The organism is Mesorhizobium sp. M1E.F.Ca.ET.063.01.1.1 (genome assembly GCF_003998155.1).
Lineage (GTDB): Bacteria > Pseudomonadota > Alphaproteobacteria > Rhizobiales > Rhizobiaceae > Mesorhizobium.
The window spans coordinates 1-494 of the sequence record NZ_RZSC01001550.1; the positions used below are offsets into that span (position 1 = coordinate 1).

Annotated in this window: 1 protein-coding gene; it reads left to right on the plus strand. The window is 62.1% G+C overall.

Annotated features, from left to right (window positions below; translation table 11 throughout):
• Positions 1–494, plus strand: a 494-nt coding sequence (locus EOA29_RS39725; RefSeq protein ID WP_145970175.1) for a GMC oxidoreductase, incomplete at both ends; no start/stop codon positions are given.

Consider the following 494-nt stretch of genomic DNA (forward strand, 5'->3'; position numbering starts at 1 on the left):
CGAGAATGTCGGCGCCAATCTGCAGGACCATGTCGGCGTCAACTACACCTTCAAAGGCAAGCTGCCGACGCTCAACCAGATCCTGCGCCCATGGTGGGGCAAGCTTCTGGTCGGCATGCAATACATCCTCTTGCGCTCCGGTCCGCTGGCTCTGTCGATGAACAATGCCGGCGGCTTCTTCCGCACCGACCCGTCGATGGCGCGGCCCAACATGCAGCTCTATTTCCAGGCCTTCTCGACCGTCATCCCGAAGAGCGGCGAGCGCCCGATCCTGACCCCCGATCCGTGGCCCGGCTTTTCCATCGGCCTTTCCAACTGCCGCCCGTCGAGCCGAGGCGAGATCATGATCCGCTCGAAGAATCCGCGCGATTATCCGAAGATCACGGCCAACGCCTATTCCACCAACGCCGATGTCGACGAGATGCTGGCGGCGGTGAAGTTCGTGCGCAAGATCGCCTCGATGCCGGCCATGGCCGACATCATCGAGGAAGAGG